The organism is Streptomyces sp. R11, from assembly GCF_041051905.1.
Taxonomy (GTDB): domain Bacteria; phylum Actinomycetota; class Actinomycetes; order Streptomycetales; family Streptomycetaceae; genus Streptomyces.
The window spans coordinates 9,432,478-9,450,136 of sequence record NZ_CP163432.1 but is presented as its reverse complement, the minus strand read 5'-3'; the positions used below and the strand labels follow the sequence as shown (position 1 = coordinate 9,450,136).

Annotated in this window: 7 protein-coding genes and 3 pseudogenes; 6 read left to right on the top strand and 4 right to left on the bottom strand. The window is 65.4% G+C overall.

What is annotated here, in order from left to right; translation table 11 throughout:
• Positions 1 to 171 precede the first annotated feature (171 nt).
• The gene (locus tag AB5J55_RS43600; protein ID WP_369275901.1) at positions 172 to 627 is read left to right on the top strand and encodes an ATP-binding protein; all 456 of its coding nucleotides are present in this window, start codon (positions 172 to 174) and stop codon (positions 625 to 627) included.
• 517 nt (positions 628 to 1,144) lie between these two features.
• Here AB5J55_RS43600 and AB5J55_RS43595 read toward each other — a convergent pair.
• A complete protein-coding gene (locus AB5J55_RS43595) occupies positions 1,145 to 2,836 on the bottom strand; it encodes an ISAzo13 family transposase (protein WP_369275900.1) in 1,692 nt (563 codons plus the stop codon).
• A 132-nt stretch (positions 2,837 to 2,968) separates the two neighbouring features.
• On the opposite strand from AB5J55_RS43595, the gene AB5J55_RS43590 reads away from it, so the two are divergent.
• Both AB5J55_RS43590 and AB5J55_RS43585 read left to right on the top strand, forming a co-directional pair.
• Positions 2,969 to 3,904 carry a transposase family protein gene (locus AB5J55_RS43590; protein ID WP_369275899.1) on the top strand — a complete coding sequence of 312 codons (936 nt, stop codon included), beginning with the start codon at positions 2,969 to 2,971 and terminating at the stop codon, positions 3,902 to 3,904.
• A gap of 193 nt (positions 3,905 to 4,097) precedes the next feature.
• Positions 4,098 to 4,733, top strand: a complete 636-nt coding sequence (locus AB5J55_RS43585; protein ID WP_369275898.1) for a transposase family protein — start codon at positions 4,098 to 4,100, stop codon at positions 4,731 to 4,733.
• A 192-nt stretch (positions 4,734 to 4,925) separates the two neighbouring features.
• Here the strand turns inward: AB5J55_RS43585 and AB5J55_RS43580 are convergent.
• Both AB5J55_RS43580 and AB5J55_RS43575 read right to left on the bottom strand, forming a co-directional pair.
• A pseudogene (locus AB5J55_RS43580) lies at positions 4,926 to 5,223 on the bottom strand (transposase); the annotation flags it as partial.
• A gap of 834 nt (positions 5,224 to 6,057) precedes the next feature.
• On the bottom strand, positions 6,058 to 12,621 hold the full coding sequence (locus AB5J55_RS43575) for an FG-GAP-like repeat-containing protein (RefSeq protein ID WP_369275897.1): 6,564 nt from the start codon (positions 12,619 to 12,621) through the stop codon (positions 6,058 to 6,060).
• Positions 12,622 to 12,904: 283 nt separating this feature from the next.
• On the opposite strand from AB5J55_RS43575, the pseudogene AB5J55_RS43570 reads away from it, so the two are divergent.
• The 3 genes and pseudogenes from AB5J55_RS43570 to AB5J55_RS43560 form a co-directional block, all read left to right on the top strand.
• Positions 12,905 to 13,021 (top strand): annotated as a pseudogene (locus tag AB5J55_RS43570) (transposase); the annotation flags it as partial.
• A 793-nt stretch (positions 13,022 to 13,814) separates the two neighbouring features.
• A complete protein-coding gene (locus AB5J55_RS43565; RefSeq protein ID WP_369275896.1) occupies positions 13,815 to 13,982 on the top strand; it encodes a hypothetical protein in 168 nt (55 codons plus the stop codon).
• Between the two features lie 947 nt (positions 13,983 to 14,929).
• Positions 14,930 to 15,565 (top strand): annotated as a pseudogene (locus AB5J55_RS43560) (transposase family protein); the annotation flags it as partial.
• A 56-nt stretch (positions 15,566 to 15,621) separates the two neighbouring features.
• Here the strand turns inward: AB5J55_RS43560 and AB5J55_RS43555 are convergent.
• Positions 15,622 to 17,622 (bottom strand): BTAD domain-containing putative transcriptional regulator, encoded by a 2,001-nt coding sequence (locus AB5J55_RS43555; protein WP_369275895.1) that lies wholly within the window; start codon positions 17,620 to 17,622, stop codon positions 15,622 to 15,624.
• Positions 17,623 to 17,659 lie beyond the last annotated feature (37 nt).

The window sequence follows — 17,659 nt, the reverse complement described above, 5'->3', positions numbered from 1 at the left end:
GCGACGTGCGCCCGCGACATCCATCCCATCAGATCCCCTGCGTAACCAGGCAATGTCAAAGCGTAGTCAGGGGGTTTTCCCTAGGGACTGAACAGGACAAAAGAAGCAGGGTGGTGTGTAGTCCCCTACGAGTGACTCTCATGAGAGCAGACATCAGGTAGTGATCGTCATATGGCTCTGAAGCAGTTCGAAATGATCGAGGTGGCTCACGAAGGCAGTCACACTCCGCCCAGGCCGCCCCAGGCTACGTCACTGTTTACCCGAACGCATTTCCTCGATCACCAGGAGACGTCTCCAGGTATGGCGCGTCGAATCACCACAGAATGCCTGACGGCGTGGGGCGTTCCACGTGAGAGCATCGATGACGTCCTCCTGGTCGTCTCTGAGCTCGTAACCAATGCCATTCAGCACGCGCGTCCCACAACGGTGCTGTGCCTGACGCTCAACCCGAGTCGATCTCTCCTACGCATCGATGTGATGGATGGCGGCTGCGCTTGCGACGAGCAGCCCACGGCAGACCCCGACGAGCACGGTCGGGGCCACATGATCATCGAACAGCTCTGCCGCGACCACGGCACATGGGCGGCAGCCGGCTTCGCCAACAACTGGGCCGAACTCCCTATTTGAATCCCACCTGGCGCGCGGGCTACCGAGGTGCCGCCCCTTTCGTTCCCCCCTCCGTACGAGTCGTCGTCCCTTGATCCGGCCTTCAGAGCGAGCTGCTCCAAGGTCTTGCAGGGAGTTCGGGCTGCAGGGTTGCCACACACGAGAACCACGCTTGCAGCCATGCCCTTCCGCGGCCGACTTTGCAGGCCGCGGAAGCAGGCAGGAAACCTTCCGCTCAAGCCGCCCTATACCTCAGCTTGCTCAGAGATGCCACTGCGCCAAAGCATGCGGCAGGCCAAGGCGGATGCTAAGGGCTCGCAGAAGAACAACACGCTGTTTTCAGCGTCTGGTTGTGTCTGTGTGGTAGAGCGCGTAGACCTCCTGCGTTGCGCCGGGGCGGACGTCATGACTGCCTCCGCGCCTACAGAGTAGGGATCGCTCCGTGACCTGCAAGTTCAGCGTCAGATAGCACAGCGGCAGGCTCCAGAGCTCGAACCGACGTGTTGTTCTTCTGCGAGCCCTAAGGGCTCGCAGAGAATCAACATGCTGATTTGATCTCTGTAGGGCTGGTGTTTGCGAGGAACGCGGTGATGTCAGCAGGGGTGCGGAACCTGGCTGTCGATGGGGGCATGGTGTAGCCGTGTTCGGCCAGGAGGGGCTGGACTTGGTGAACGGCCCGGGTGAGGGTGCTGCCGTTGACTCCGAAGAGCTGGGCGAGCAGGTCTCGGGTGCCGAGTTTGCGCAGGTAGAGCACGGTGGCCAGCACTCTGTCGGCGCTGGTCAGCTTGTCCTTGGCCCCTGCCCCGCGAGCACGGATGCGCTCACCTCCTCGCTGCTGGAGCCGTCCTTGCTCACGTAACTCGTCTAATTTCGAGGTGAGTTGGTCGACGAGTTCGTCCAATGCCGGTTCGGGCATCCCGGTCAGTTCCGGGTTGCGCAGACACCCAGTGCCGGGCTGTGGGGAGGGGTCGGCTGATCGAGGGCGTTTGGCTGCATCGGCTGTGGCTGTGGTGTCGCGATGTTGAGGGTGGAGGGTGTAGTTCCAGTCGCCGTGGAAACGGTGCCGGTGCATGGGCAGGGCGTCGATGTCGCTGTCGGTGACCTTGATGCCGGTGTCGTACGTGGCTGAGTCGAGTTCGGCGTGGACTTTCAGCCCTGCGCGGGTGGTGGTCGCGGCGATGCTGTTCACGATGACGTCGTGGCTGGTCAGTGGGCGGCCGCGCCAGTTCATGGAGATGTGGGAGAACAGCCGGTGCTCGATCTTGTTCCACTTCGAGGTGCCCGGCGGCATGTGGCAGACCGTGATGTCCAAGCCCGTCTCGGCGGCCAGAGCAGCGAGTTCAGTCTTCCAGGCACGGGTGCGGTAGCCGTTGGAGCCGCCTGCGTCCGCGGTGATCAGCAGACGGGCGGGAGCCGGGTAGTCGTGCCGCCCTCGGGCCTGCCACCAGCGGCGGATGGAGGCGACAGTGAACGCGGCGGTGTCGTGATCGGTGCCGACACTGACCCAACCGGTATTCGCGGCGATGTCGTAGATCCCGTATGGGATCGCCTTGCCTGGTCCCTGCCGGTTCAGGAAGTCGTGCGTCTTGACCAGTACCGGCTCACCCTCGGGCCGCCACTGACGCCCGACGTTCTTGTAGTCGCCGACGAGTTTCTTCTTCTTCGTGTCCACGCTGATCACCGGTTGGTCGGCATCCATGTGCTGTCTGGCCCGCTCGTTGAAGTAGCGGAACTGGGCGTCACGGTCCGGATGCTGCTTGCCCTCGAGCGTCTTGGCGCCGGCCTGCAGGCTGAAGCCCTCCTCGCGCAGCAGGTCTCCGACCATGTCCGCGCTCACCCTGTGTCCCTGACGGGTGAGCTCGGCCGCGAGGTTCCTGGTCGACTTCACCGTCCAACGCAGCGGCGACATCGGATCGCCCCGCTCGTCAGGTTCCACCAGCGCCAGCAGCGCGGGCCGCAGACCCGGATCAAGGTCCACAGCCTTCTTCCGACCACCACCGGCCCTGCGTATCCGGCCCAGAGGCGCCTCGCCAGCCTCCAACTCGTCCACCCCTTTGCGGACCGTCGTCTCGCTGACCTGGGCCGCCCGCGCGACCGCCCGAATACCGCCGTGGCCCAGGATCCGAGCCTCGGCCCCTATCATCAACCGCCGCTGCCGCTCGTCCAGATGCGGGAACAACACCCCGAACTTGATGGCGAGTTGATCTCGAGTCTCGTCAGGTATGCGCATACCACGTGAACGATCTCGCCCGCAGCAAGCAACATGTTGATTCTCTGCGAGCCCTAACGACCTCGTGCACGGTTAACGACCTCGTGCACGGTTGGCCGTGGCTCGGCGCTCGGGTGGCTCGTTGAACTGCGCATGGTGGGGGCTGGGGCGCGTGAGTTGATCGTGGCGGAGTACCGGGTCACTGGGCTGTCGCCGGATGTGATCGCTGAACTCATCGCTGAGGTGGGGCCGTTGTGGCACGAGCAGCATCAGGCTCGGCTGACGGCTCGGCCGCGGCGGCGGGCTGTAGGTGCCGGGGCGAAGCACAAGTTCGTCTTCGTCGATCGGCTGTTGGCCACGCTTGTGAGTCTGCGCCATGGCACCACTCATGACGTGCTGGCCTGCTGGTTCGGCGTGGACCGCTCCACTATCACGCGCGCCATCGGCGAGGTGCGGCCCCTGCTCGCGCAGCGGGGCTGCACCGTCGCGCCGGGCATCCGCCTGTGTACTCTCGCCGAGGTCATCGAGCACCTGGGTGCCGATGGCCAGACCGGGATCATCGATGGCACGGAGATCCGTGTGCGACGCCCGGCCGCGGGCCGTAAGGACCGGGACAAGTTCGTCTCCGGCAAGACCAAGCAGAACGCCGTGAAGTCCATGGTCCTCACGGACGCCGAAGGGCGGCTGCTGTTCTGCAGCCCGGTCCGGCCGGGCAGTTGCGCCGACATCACCCAGGCCCGGCAACTCGGACTGGTCAAGCTCCTGGCCGACGGCCCGTTCATGGAGATCCTCGCGGACGCCGGCTATCAGGGCATGGGCGCGCAGACCGGCGGACGGGTGGTCACACCACCACACCGCAAGTTCAAGAAGAACGCTCCCGCCTGGTACGAGGAGCGGCACGAACTCCAGCGCAAAGCGCACTCTTCACGGCGCATCCGAGTCGAGCATGGCATCGCGCACCTGAAGAACTGGCGGGCTCTTGCCCGCCATCTCGGCCGTCGCGAGCACATGAGCGACATCGTCCAAGCCGTCGCCGGACTGCTCTCACACCAGCAAAGCGCCGCTCTATCCCGCGGCGTTCAGGCGTGACCACTGTCAGGACCGCAACTCTCGACGAGCCACGGCCAACCGTGCACGAGGTCGTTAGCCGTGGCTCGGCGCCCAGGTAGCTCGTTGAATTGGGCATGATGGAGGCTGGGGCGCGCGAGTTGATCGTGGCGGAGTAACGGATCGCCGGGTTGTCGCCGAGAGTGATCGCTGAACTCGCCCCGGAATAGGGCCGTTGTGGCACAAACCGCATCAGGCACGCCTGACGGATCGGCCCAGGCGGCGGGCTGTAGGAGCCGGAGCGAAGCACAAGTTCGTCTCCATCGACCGGCTGCTGGCCACGCGGGGCTGCACCGTCGCTCCGGACGTCCGGCTGCGTACTCTCGCCGATGCAGTCGACGTACCTGGGCGCGGGCGGTCGGACCGGGATCATCGACGGCACAGAGATCCGCGTGCGACGCCCGGGGCCGCAGGCCGCAAGGACCGGGACAAGTTCGTCTCCGGCAAGACCAAGCAGAACGCCGTGAAGTCCATGGTCCGCACGGCCGTCGAAGGGCGGCTGCTGTACTGCAGCCCAGCCCGGCCGGGCAGTTGCGCCGACATCACCCAAGCGCGACAGCTCGGACTGGTCCAGCTCCTGGCCGGCGGCCTCGCGGACGCCGACTGCCAGGGCATGGGCGCCCAGACCGGCGGGCGGGTGATCACACCGCCACACCGCAAGTTCAAGAAGAACGCTCCCGCCTGGCGCGAGGAGTGGCACGAGCAGCAGCGCAAGGCGCGCTCCTCACGGCGCATCCGCGTCGAACACGCCATTGCACACCTGAAGAACTGTCGGGTCTCACCCGACACCTTGGCCGACGCGATCACATGAATGACATCGTCCAAGCCGTCGCCGGTCGGCTTTCACACCAGCAGACCGCCACCATCTCCAGCGGCCTTCGAGTATGAACAGCGTCAGCGCCGCAGATCCCGACGTCCCACGGCCAACCGTGCACGAAGTCGTGAAGGTTGTCTCGTAAAGATCTTTTAGTCGCACTCGGGCATGGCGGGCCACCGTGCCGGCTTACCGGGCGAGGGCGAGGTTGTGCATCCGGGCGAGCCGAGCGTGGACACCATCGCCTTTGAGGCGGCAGTCGCGGAGGATCTTCCAAGCTTTCATGCGAGCGAAACCGTGCTCGACACGGGCCCGAACCTACTTGTAGGACCTTGTGGTCCTCTTCAGGCTGGGAGCTCAACCTCGCCACGCTCGCGGCAGTGCGGGATGACGAGGCCGGTGCCCGGGTACGCGCCGTCGGCGATGGTGAGGCTCCGAACTCGTCCCGTGCCTTGCAGTCGTTGCGGCTCCCGGCGGTCGGCCGACCACCGGCTCTTCAGGTGGCTACGTACTCGGGAGCCGCGACCACCCCTATAGTCGCGACGAAAGCTGAGCTGGCCAGCCGGGTGTCCACCTACGGCAACGTGGTTCACACCGTCGGCCATCCCGGACGCTGACCGGGTAGGAAGAACCTGGCAGGCCCTCGCTGCTCCCGGACCGGAACGTCACCCACTAGTGTGGTAACGCTTACTGCCTGGATCATCGCCCATTCGGGGTCCGGCCCCAGCAGGGGAGAGCGCGCCAAAAGAAAATCATCCTCCCACAGATACCAGCGACACTGCCCTGAACCTGTGGCAAGGATTCTCATATCAGCCTTTTGTGCGGCCGCTTGGAGAAGCTGAATACAAGCGCGAGCATGCCACGCATCAGGCGACAGGTTTGGAGAAGTGGCCAGCAAGACGTTGTCACTGCTCAGCAACAGCCAAATCCTCCTCTCCCCCACAGCTCGGATCACAAACTCTGTCAAGAGACTATCTCCGCAGTAAGGACGCCCGCCGTCGGACTTTTCAACAGGCCGGAAGCTGCAGCTTCAGCCTCGTGGCAGTGATATGCGAAGACACAGAACTCCGCTCTCAACACGGCCAGATGGCTGGGCGCCCTCCTGCGGCCCTCATAACTACCTGGGGACATCGGTACTCCGTCCAGCAGTTGAGGGCACTCCTTCCGTCGCCTGATTTCTTCAGGCGAGGGCAACATCGCCGCATCTCACAGTTTGGGCGTGGGGGGCGGCAGCGCTCGGGGACGCCTCTTCAGGGCCTGATCACCGCTAGGTGATCAGGCCCTCGTCATTCGGATAGCTGTCTGGCAGGGCCAGCACCTGCTAGAAGTGGCCCCACCCGCCGTAAAACGGGCCGTGCTGGACTATCCACAACGGCGCCCCGTACGGATTGGCTACGGCGGCGCCACCACCGGGCGCCATCCAACCTACACCGGCGTTCTGCCAAGCGCCGCCGGAGCTTCTCCAGTCCCATCCTGTGAGAGTCGTCCCGGAGAAACTCCCCGACCAGAGGTGCTTGCCAGCGCTCGGGCCACCAGAGGGGCCGATTCGCAATCCGATGCCTGCGTAGACAGAGGCTCCCCAGAACCCCTGCAGGTCCTTGTCCACACCCCCGCGAATATTGGTCCCCGCTGTGAAAGAGAGGCCGACTGGCAATGATGATGGCGTGGCTATGGCGAATGGCTCGACTCCACCGATGAGGAACAGGCCGGTGAACTCCGCTGGCGGTGCGGTTTCGAGTTCTGGGGCGCCTCCTGCTCCCGAGTATCCCTGGGCTGCTCCGCCGGATCCGCCGGATCCGCCTGCTCCGCCTGCTCCGCTGGCACCTGCCTCGGCCGTTGCGGTGCAGGTGGTTTCTTCGCTGCAGTATCCGCCGGTGTCGGTGGTGATGTCGGTGGTGGGGCAGTGGGTGGGGTCGCAGACGTCTTGTTGTGCGTAGAGGGAGCCGGCTTCGTCGCGGACTTGTCGTTGGAGTTCTCTCGTCTGGGATTCGCGTTCTTTCCATTCCTTGACGAGGCCTTCGAGTTTGGCTTGTGCGACGAGGGCGTCGATGCGTTCTTGCTGCTTTTTGCGTTCGTATTCTCTGCGGGCTTGGGCTTGGGCGTCGCGGTTGTTGAAGTAGCGGTCTGCGTTGGTTTCTTGTTGGTTGGAGCGGGGTGAGTTGGGGTTGACGGGGCTGATGCCGTATTCGCCGCCGTTGAAGAAGGCTTCGTCTTCGGCTGCCCAGTCGTTCATGAGGTCTTCGGCGGGGGTGGTGCCGCTTCCTTCGCCCCATTGGCATTCGGTGCATTCTTCGAAGCCGTTGGGGTCGGTGTTGGTGAGGGGGTTGTTGGAGACGTAGGTGTAGCGGTTGAAGGCCTGGGTGGTGTTGGAGCCGTCGATGTTGGGGTCGGGGGTGAGGAAGCGGCCGAGTTCGGGGTCGTAGATGCGTCCGCGCATGTTGACCAGGCCGAGTTCGCGGTCGTCGGTGTGGCCGGTGTAGCCCTCATCGAGGGCAGCAGGCTGGATGCCGTCGGTGTAGCCGGTGTCACCCTTGTTCAGGTCGGGGCTGCGGAGTTTGCCGAAGGCGTCGTAGCTGCGCTGCTCGACGACGTCGGCGTGGTGACCGGCACCGGCCGCCTTGTCGGTGGTGACGAGGCTGGTGGAGCCGAGGCGGTCGGTGTGGGTGTAGAGGGTGGGGCCGGGCACCGCGAGGGGGATCGTGTCTTCCTCGAGGTAGGTCAGGGCGAGTGCGGTGCGGCCGGCGACGGGGATCAGGAAGCGGTGCTCGGTCTGTCCCTTGGCGTGCTCGCGTTCGTAGAGTCCGGGCACGTAGGTGGTGGTGCCGGCCGGGCTGGTCTTGCGGGCGCGTTCGCCGGAGGGGTAGTAGAGGAAAGACGTGGCGCCGGTCTTGCTGGCCGGGGTGAGGGTGGCGGGCAGGTTGAAGTCGTTGTACTTCACCTGGCCTTCAGGACGCACGGTCTGGTTGCCGACCGCGTCGTAGCCGTAGGTGCGGTCGCCGAACAGGCCGCCCTTGACGCCGGTGACCTGGGTGGGCTTGGCCGGGTCGTAGGTGTAGGTGCCGCGGCGCTTGCTGCTGGTGATGTTGCCGAGCTTGTCGTAGGTGAAGAAATCGGTCTTGTCCGTGGCCTGGGGCGTGACAAGGGTGGTGATGGACAGCCGGCCCAGCGGATCGTAGGTGAACTTTTCCGCGACGCCGTCCCGGCTGCGCTCGGACAGGTTGCCCTCGGCGTCATAGTCGTAGGTCTCCAGGAACAGGTCCTGTCCGGGGTTGACGTCGTCAGCAGCCGTGGTCACCTGCCGGGCCAGGACGGCACTGTTCCAGTCCAGGCTCGTGTGGTCGATCGTCCCGTCACCCGCCTGCTCGATGGTCGGCCGGTCCTGCTCGTCGGTCTCCTTCAGCTCCCACAGCGTCTGCGTACCCGCCTTCACCGAGGTGAGACGCCCGTTGCTGTCGGCGGCGGATGCGTAGGTGTAGGCGACGGTGGCGGCAGCCTGCTGTCCGTTCAGCTTGGGGTAACGCTGCTGGGTGATGCGGTTGAAGGTGTCGTAGCTGTAGCCGAAGTTCAGACTCTCCGACTGCGACGGATTGCCTTCCTTGGGCAGGGTGTGGGTGACGGACTCGGTGCGGCTCAGCGCGTCGTAGACGTAACTGCTGCTGGTGGTGTGCCCGCCCCCGGTGTGATCGGTCAGCCTGGTCTCCATCAGCAGGCCCTTGCGCGTGCGAGTCCCGTCGCTGTCCCAGGTGTGGGAGGCCGTGCTGCGCGTGGCGCCGTCCTTGGTGACGGTCCGCTTGGTCTCCCGGCCCAGGGTGTCGTAGGTGACGGTGGTTTCGCGGCCTGCGGCGTCCTTGGCCGAGATGAGTTCACCGAAGGCGTTGTAGGTGTGGGTTGTGGTGCCGCGTTCGGCGTCGGTGCTGGTGATCAGGGCGCCCTGGCCGTCGTAGGTGAACGTGCTTTGGGTCTTGTCGACACCGTCGACCCTGCTGCTGGTCAGCGTGTCGAACGGGCCGTAGGTGTAGAGGCGCTTCGTCGCCGAGTCACCGGACCCGTCCACCGCCCTCACCAGCTTGCCGCGGTCGTTCAGCTCTGTTGTGCGCACGGTGCCGCGGGCATCGGTCGCAGTGACCTTCAGACCGTCGTAGGCCCAGGTGCGTGAGACGGATCCCGGCTCGGTCTGCTTGATGAGGCGGCCGGTGTCGTCGTAGGTGTAGGTGATCTTGTCGTGCGGTCCGGCAGCGCCCGCCGGGTGGTAGACGGTCTGTGCGGTGAGGCGGCCTTCCGGCTCGTGGGTGCGGGTGCGTTCCCGCATGGTGCCGTCGAAGCCCTTGAACCGCTCGATCAGGACCCGGCCCGCCCGGTCCGTCACCGTCTGCGTGTGGGCTCCGGTGCCGTCCTTGGTGTCGGTGCGGATCAGGTACTCGTTGCCCACCGTCTCCAGAGCGTAGGAGGTCTGGGTTTCGGCGCCGCTGGGCTGCCGGGTCGTCCGCAGCCGGCCCAGGCTGTCGAAGATGTAGTCCGTGCGCAGCCCGTTCGCATCGATCCGGGCGCCCGCCTTGCCCAGCACCGGATCGTAGAGGGTGGTGGCGGTGTGACCGGCCGCGTTCGTCACCGTGTGCGGATACCCGGCCGCGTCATAGGTGTAGCCAGTTTCCCGCTTGGCACCCGACTTGGTGTCGGTCACAGTCCGGCTGGCGATGTTGCCCGAGGTGTCGTAGGTGAAGTCCGTGGTCAGCACGCGGCCGGGAGCGGTTTGGCTGGCGTAGCTCTTCTTCTGCTTGATGCGGTCCGTACCGGGCTCATACGTGTAGTCGACGGTGCGGGTCTGTGCTTTCGGCTGCTGGGTCTCGGCGTCCAGGACGGTGTCCTTGGTTTCCACCCGCTTGGGGCGGCTGACCAGCCACGCCTCACCGGTGTCCACATCCGGCGTGGTTGTGACCTCGGTCCGCGACTTGGCGCCGCCACCGGATGATTCGGTGGTCTTCTTGCCGGCGTTGCCGTAGGGGTCCATGCCGGTCACGGTTTCCAGGGTCCGCTTGAACGCCGTCTTGCCCTGGGCGTCGAACGCCGCCGGCAGATACGTCGACAGCCCGGAGATCGTGGGGAACTCGTAACTGCGGTGCTCGCTCTGGTACGGAAAGTGGAACATCGTGTTCTTCGCCGCGGCGACGGGGAACTGCGTGGCCCAGGTGATGTTGGTGCGCTGAAGTGACTGCCGCGCGTTGGGCAGTTGGCGGATCAGCCACCGCTCGGTCAGCTGGGGATGACGCGTGTAATCGGTGTTGGAGTAGAAGGAGCGCTCCACGACCGGCCCGTGCGGGCTTGCGCCGGTGGCCGTGGTGGTCACGCGGCGCTCGGCGAAGCCGAGGAATCCCCTCGCGGTCTTGCTGACTCTGCCGGTGCGGTAGAAGTAGTTCGAGACCAGCTCAGCACCGGAGGGCTGGTTCAGCCCGGCATCACGGCGGACCTGCTTGACCACATACATACCTCCCCCGCTCAGACAGCTCGTCCCGATCTGGCGCAGGCACTCACCCCGGTCATAGACCGAACTGTCCGTCAAAGGCGCGTACTTGAACGTGACCGTGGGCGGCAGCACTCCAAGGGAGGGCTTGGGGGCCTGGGTTCCCTCATACACCTGATACAGCAGATCCGGCTTGTCGCCGGCCAGTGAACCGCCCGAAAGATGGCTGAACAGGCGCAGGTTCACCGGGCCCGAAGCGCCGGGGTCGGGGCGGTCCACCAGCACCACATCGTCCAGGCCGTCCCCGTCGGCATCCACTACCCGGGTGCCCTGCGACTTCAGCGAGTCCAGACTCCGCGCGGCGAAGCTGACCTTCGTCGGTGTCTTGGTGAACGACATGGTCCCGTCGTCGTTGAACGCCGCGCGCACCACATCCAGCCCCACATACTGCGCACCGCCCGTACTGGGCAGCGTACTGGCCCGCGGCAGCAGCAGATCCTGCCGACCGTCCCCGTCATAATCCACCAGCTCAGCAGCAGTGAACCCGCCCGCACCGATATTCATCGGCAGCGCCGGAATCGAGAACTGCCCGTTCCCCTTGTTGAGCCGGTAGTAGAGCGTGTTCTTCTTCTCCCCGTTCAGGCCGTTGGTGACCAGATCCAGGAACCCGTCACCGTTCAGATCAACCAGCTTCATATCCAACTTGAAATCATCGTTGCCAGGGCCCTTGCCCGCACTGAAGGTGTCCTTCACCAGATCGTGCGCACCAGTTGGGGTGAGGACTTCGTCGCGGCCGTCGGCGTTGATGTCCGCCACCACCACATCGGTGGGGGAACCCAGCCCGTTGCCGGGGGTCTTCTGCGGGCCGAATGCCTTGTCATCGAACGGGTCCGCCGAATCGATCAGCGGATTCACCGTGCCGCTGCGCAGACGCCACTTCCACGACCAGGCCACCCCGTCCGGAGCCCGCTTGAACTCCAGCACATCCTGATACCCGTCACCGTCGAAGTCCCCCATCTTCGCGCCCGCATCATTGAACACCTGGCTGAACGCGCTGACAAAGTCCGTCTTCACCCGCTGCACTCCACCACCCGGCATTGTCAGCACCGGCCGCCAGGTCGAATTACCCACCAGCCGCGGGAGCAGATCCACCCTCCCGTCCAGGTTGTAGTCGATCGGGAACGCCGTCGCCTTCGGCCCGGAAACCTGCGCATCACCGTTCACATGCTTGCGGTACACATCACCCGTCGACGACGGCTCAGCGAACAGGTACTTCCACGTCCCCTCCTCCGGCCATGCCAGATCCGTGCGCCCGTCCCCGTTCAGATCCGCGGCGATCAGCTGACTGTCCCGCGTGGAGGGCACCAGCGACTGAGTCGATGAAGCCTGCGTCACACCTGTCGCGAACCCCGAGGCGCCGGCAGACCACTTGAACACCGTCGGCCGCTTGCACTCATCAGCCACCACACCGCATTCCTCAAGCTGCGCCAGCCGACTGCGCTTCGTCACACCGGAGTTGTCATACGACAGTTCATACGTGCGGGCCTTCTTCCACACGGCACCGTCCAGGACCCGCATGGTCACCATCGTCAGGCGGCGCAGATTCTCCCGCCGCCCCCCGAAAGCAAACCCGAACCGCTTGTCCGGCCGCAGCTCATACGAGAAATCCACCCTCCGGTCCAGCTTGTCGCCGTGCCCGTACTCGATCGACGTCACCCACCGCTCGAGCTCACTCGGCCAACTCGCACTGGCAACACGCGTCGCATACTTGTAGACAATGCGATTCCCCGCCCGATCCTCCGCCCGCTCGATCGCCCACGACACATTCGCCATGTCGACCGTGCCGGACGTGACCTGCGCCGTCCCCTCACTACCGCCGTAACGCTGAACCGTCCCGTCCGGGGTCTCCACCGTGAAATACGACGGCCCCTTCACCGTGCTCGGCGCCGCCCACTCCCGAAACGACTTCACCCGCACATGCGTATCCCGCTCCGTGCGGTACTCCGTGCCATGCGCCCCGTACACGCCCGAAACAGCAACCAGCTTCTGCCCGTTCAGACAGAACCGGTCCGTGTCGTCCAGCTGCACACCCATCGCACCGCCGTCATCGGCATGCGTCCGGTCACACCGGCTGATCTGCGACAGCCCCGACAACCCGAACCCCACACCAACCAGACCATCCTGGCCATCACTGCTATACCTCAACGACAATTCAGGCTCAAAACCCCCACGCCCCGGCACCACATCCAACGGCACCTCATAACGCGCAGAACCCCCCTCACCCACCGACACCACACCCGGCGTCCCCCCCAACGCCACCCCACCCGCCGACACCACCGGCGACACACCACCAGCAGCCGAAGCACTCAAACCCCCCACCGGCAACACAGGCAAAACCCCCGCACCCACAGCCATGACCACCGCCACCGGCATCACGTTCCGCCCACGTCTACGAGCCCGCCACCCCGCAACCACACCAGACACAGCCCATGCCACCATGACCCAGACCCCTCCATACCCGGACAACACACACGCATCGCCCGGCAACAGCCGCGGCACAAAGCCATACGGCCCACCGTCGACAAATGGATTACGTTCGGTCGTCACAGGTACAACGTGGTTTAGGGCAGCAGGCCTGTCGGTTAGAGGTCTCCCGCTGTGGAAGGGCGCATCAGCCGGCTGCTATGCCCGTTGAAGTGCGCCTCTCACTCTGTACGTGCTGTATACCGGCATCGAGTGGGAGTACCTGCCGCAGGAGTTGGGCTTCGGTTCAGGCACGACCTGCTGGCGGCGCTTGACTGCCTGGCCTGATGCCAGCGTCTGGGACAGCTCCCTGTGGTGTTGCTGCAGATGCTGCGGTCGAGGACAGCTGGTGATCGACTCCTCGTACCTTCGCGCGGCACGGCGGGGCCCAATAGCAGAACCAGTCCTGTCGAGCGCGCACGGCCGGCTGGCCGGCGGCAACCGCGACGATGTGACCCAACTCGAGTTACAGGTCCGGCGGTTTCGCTGCCGCGGCCGCGCCTGCCAGCGGACAACGTTCGCCGGGCAGGTCGACGGACTCACCTTCTGGCACGGGAAGGCGAAGCACCGGGCTGCAGACGGTGCTGCAACAGGTCGCCGTTGATGTTGGGGGGCCGGGGCGGCACCCGCCTGGCGAACACGCTCGCGGTCACGGCGAGCCGGTCGACACTCCTGCCGCTGATACGCCGCATGCCGGAGCCCCAAGTGCACACACCGCAGGTCCTCGGGATCGACGAGTTTGCCCTGCGCAAGGGACACACAATTACGGCACGAGCCTGGTGTACATCGACGCGCGTCGTCCTATGATTTGCTGCCCGACCGAGCCACGGCGACAGTGTCCGCCTAGCTCGCCGACCCCCCCCAGCGTCGAGGTGATCTGCCGTGACCGGTTGACTGCCTACGCCGAGGCCGGACGGCTCGGCGCCCCGGACGCGATTCACGTCGCGGACCGGTGCACATCTGGAAAAACCTGGTCGAGGCCGTCGAGAAAACGGTCATCCAGCACCCCGCCCTTCTGCGCGAGCCGGAGAACCCCGCCCCGGTCGCGCCGAGCGCCTGGAGAGCCGGGAGTCTGCGTCCCCTTCCCTGGATGAACCATGACAATCGGGCCACCTGACCGGGTGCGCGAGCAGCACGCGGCCGTCCACGCCGTGCTGGATGAGGGGGGCTGCGGCCGATCGCTCGCCGACTGGTCCTGCCCCCGCAGCACCGTCCGCCGCCTCGCCAATGCGGCCACCGCGGACGAGCTCCTGGTCGGACGGTGACCCGCCGGAGCAGCATCCTCGAACCCTCTACAAGCCCTACCTGCATCAGCGGTGGACGGAAGGCTGCACCGTCGCCCGCGGCCTGTTTGAGGAAGTCCGCGAGCGCGGCTATCCCGGCGGCGAGGGCGTGGTGAAAAGGTACGTCCAACGGCTCCGCAATGCCTTCCCACAGGACGAGCCGCCCCGCAAGACCCGTCCGTGCGTGACGCGACCAGCTGGATCACGCGCCGCCCGACCGGCTCGATGACGACTAGGCCCAGCAGCTCAAGCAGATTCCCGCCCGCTGCCCGCCCTCGACCGAACTGTCGAACACGTGCGCGCCTTCGCCGAGTTGATGAACGACCGCCGGGGCCGATGACCTCGGTCAATGGGTAGAACGCGTGCAGGCAGACGATTGCCCCCTGCACGGATTCGTCACCCCGGCCTCGGTTAGGACCTCGACGCCGTGGTCGCCGGACTCAGTCTCCGCTACAGCTTCGGCGCCGTCGAGCTCCACAACAGCAAGATCAGATCAAGCGGCAGATGTTCTGCCGCGCCAACTTCTACCTGCTCCGCAAGGGGATCCTCCTCACGGCGTGAGGCCGTTCATGATCGCGCTTGCAGTGACCCTCCGTGGCTCCGTCACTGAAAGTATCCAGAACCACTTCTCAGACGTCGCCGACAACCGCAGAAGAGGTCAGTAACCGCGTCTGAGGATGCAGATGTCCCAGTCACGACTGGGATCAGAGAAGGGTCCAAATCCCCAGCGGTCCGGTGCAGTCAACCGGCGGAAGTGACTCGAACGCGAAACCGCTCGAGCCGCTTGACGACTCGACAGTACGTGGAGCAGGAGACATCGAACAGCAGTCCTAGCTACCGTCCAGGCCCTCGCCCATATGCATAACCTCGCCTCGCGTCATGGGCAGACAGCCGCTCACGAGTCGTGACCTGCGGAGCGGACCGTGTCTGTGCCGCTGGCCGAGCGGGTGCTGGTGGTCGCCGCGTACTACCGCACGAACCCGACCATACGGCCGCTGCGGCTGCTGTTCGGCGTCTCTTCCTCCACGGTGTGCCGGGTCATCCAGCGCATTGGGCCGCTGCTTGCGCTCGGGCCCGTCGCCCGCCCGGCCGACGCTGCGGACCGGCTGTGGATCGTGGACGGCACACACTGGTTCCGGTACGCGACCGGAGCGTGGCCGTCTCCAGCCGCCGCTCTCAGTTCTCCGCGAATGTGCAGGTCATCGTCGGCGCCGCCACTGGGCTGGTGATCGCGTCCGCGCATCCGGTGCCAAGCATCACCGCAGATGCTCACGCCTGGCGCACGTCCGGACTGAGCCGGCACTGCGAGGTGTGACCGCCCTCGGTGACGGCGCCTGCCTCGTCTGCGGCATGGCCGTACCACACCGCCCGGGACGGGATCTGCTCCGGGACGGGATCTGCTCCCGGGCGAAAAGGACTGACAACTCCGCGCACCGCAAGGTCGGCGCGCGCCGAACACGTCATCGGCCGGATAAAGAACTACGCCTGCCGCCACCGCGGGCGAGGTCCTCCATCACGCAGTCCAGGCGGTCGCCCACATGGACAACCTCGCCCTCGCATCATGAGCACACAACTTTCCTCACCCGCTCACGCTGCCCGAACACAGCCTGTGCAACACGCTCTAGAACTGAGGTTCGGCGACGAGCGTGTTGAGGACGAGTTCGACTGTCGGGTGCCCGCCCACGACGAAGCGGGCACGGGCATCCTCGAAGCGCTCCGCCTCACCGGCAAAGTGCATCTGCTCGTCGGCGAAGCAGGCCATGGTCGTCAGCATCCTGTAAGCACAGCGTCCGGGTTCTAGGTCCGGACGCCGGACGACAAGAGACTTGTTGACGAGTGATGCCAGCACCTGTGGTATGGACGTGAGGGGCAGCGAGTCGTCAGCGCAGACCTGCTTTGCCCAGGTGAGGGAGAACCAGCCGGGGAACACCGAGAGTCGGCGCAGGAGGCGTTGCTCATCGGGTGCGAGCAAGTTGTACGACCAGGCGAGGGCGGAACGCATGTCGCCGTGGCGCTCCTCGCTCGATCGACGGCCGCACAGCTGGCTGAGGAGATCTGTAGCATTCACTATCTCTTCGAGGCCGAAGGAACCCGCCCGGATACCTGCCAGTTCCAGGGCAAGCGGCAGCCCGTCAAGGCGTTCGCACAGCATGCTTGCCAGTGTCCGGTAGCGCGCATCGCTGCGGGGATCTTCGTGGATTCCTGCCGCACGCAGCCGTGCAGTGAGCAGTCGCAGAGCAGGTGAGTTCCAGGGTTCTGTTGTGTCGGTCTCGGTGGACAGCGGCCCCACAGGGAGTACGCATTCGCCTTCCACAGCGAGCCGTTCGCGGCTGGTGGCGATGATACGAACGTCGGGACATGCGCGCGTAATGGCCAAGATGGTGCGAGCGGCGGTTTCGATGACGTGCTCGCAGTTGTCCACTATCAGGGTGATCGATCGATCACGCAACGTATCGGTGAGTTGCGTAAGGCATGGAGCCTCGCGGACCGGTTCCCCGATGGCTTGAAGGAACGCGACGACGCCGGCGTCCTGTTCACAGCGGGGCGCCAGGTCCACCCATACAGTGTCGTCAGAGCCGCCAAGCCGTTGAACGTGTTCGATGGCCAGGCGTGTCTTTCCCACGCCTGCTGGGCCGATCAGTGAGAGCACCCGCGTCTCGGACGCCGCGGCAGCGATCATCTTCAGTTCGTCGTGTCGCTCGATGAAGCTGCTCAGTGGCATAGGAACGCGGATGAGGGAGTGCTCTGACGCTGTGTCCCTGGTAGGTATCTGGTGTCGTTGGTCAGCGGTTACACCCCGCACCAACTCATCTCTGAGCACTTGCAAGTGGACTTGGCGCAGCTCGTGCGATGGCTCCGAGCCCAGCTCTTCGGAGAACCGCTGCCTCATGCGCTGGTAGGCGGCAAGAGATTCACCCTGCCGTCCTGCGAGGGCCAGGCCTTTCATGAGCAAGGCACACGGTCGTTCCCGTAGTGGTGCACGGCTGCAGAGAGACTCTGCTGCGGCGATGGCTGTGGCTGTGTCGCCGATCCGCAGCAGGAGCTCGACACGGTCTTCTTCGATGCTCAGCCGCATCTGCTCGAGCCGGACCGCTTCGGGCTGCGCGAAGGAGTCGGCAAATTCCGCAAATGCTCTGCCTCGCCATAGCTGCAATGCTTCATTGGCGTATCGCAGGGCACTGTGCGGGTCCCGGTCGGCCAGGGCCTGACACTGGGCGACGCATTCCTCGAACTGACGGACGTCTATGGCGCATGCTCGCGCATCGAGCAGGTAGCCAGGCGAACGGGTGACCACCGCTTCCCGGGCGCTCCCGAGAACGGTACGCAGACGAGACACCTGGCTCTGCAGTGCCCCTTGCGGGACTGATGGAGGTGCGTCGTCGCCCCACAAAGCCTCCACCAGAGCGGCCGTCGCGACCACGTGGCCCGGGTGCAGGAGCAAGCGGGTGATCAGTGCTCTCTGCCTGCGGCCGAGCACTCGTACCGCCATTCCGTCGCAGCGGATCTCCAGGCCGCCCAGCGCGCGAATCTCGACCTGCTGGGAACCAGTGCTTACACTCCCATCGCGCGGGGCCGTGCGAGCAGCCAGACGCGTACCGGGCAGCGGGGACAGCCCAGCCATGTCGCCTCCCTGGTCGAGTTGGCGTCCGTTCAACAGC